Source organism: Ralstonia sp. VS2407 (assembly GCF_052950655.1).
The window spans coordinates 1-509 of sequence record NZ_JBRFVG010000161.1; the positions used below are offsets into that span (position 1 = coordinate 1).

General features: G+C 61.9%; 1 protein-coding gene. It reads right to left on the minus strand.

Annotated elements, in window-relative coordinates:
• A partial coding sequence (locus ACU8YE_RS24400; RefSeq protein WP_446929963.1) for an FHIPEP family type III secretion protein occupies positions 1-509 on the minus strand: 509 nt, incomplete at both ends.

Genomic DNA, 509 nt, shown 5'->3' on the forward strand with positions numbered 1-509 from the left:
GGGATGACCAGGCCGGCAATCGCATCGCCCTTGACGAACTTCATGGCGCCGTCCATGCCGCCGTGCAATTGGCTTTCCATGGCCAGCAGCGCGCGGCGCTTGCGGTCCTCGTCTTCGCTCAGGTGCCCGGCGCGCAGGTCGGCGTCAATGCTCATCTGCTTGCCTGGCATGGCGTCGAGCGTGAAGCGCGCGCCAACTTCGGCCACACGTTCAGAGCCCTTGGCAATCACGATGAACTGCACGGTGGTGATGATCAGGAACACCACCAGACCCACCACGAGGTTGCCGCCCACCACGAGCTTGCCGAAGCTCTCGATGATGTGGTCGGCGTCTGCGTGCAGCAGGATGGATTTGGTCGATGCGATGTTCAGCGAGAGCCGCAGCAGCGTGGTGAAAAACAGCAACGACGGGAATGCCGACAGAGACGTTGCCGCCGGGATGTACATCGTCACCATCAGCAGCACGACCGATAGCGTGATGTTCAGACCCAGCAGCGAATCGATCAGGAC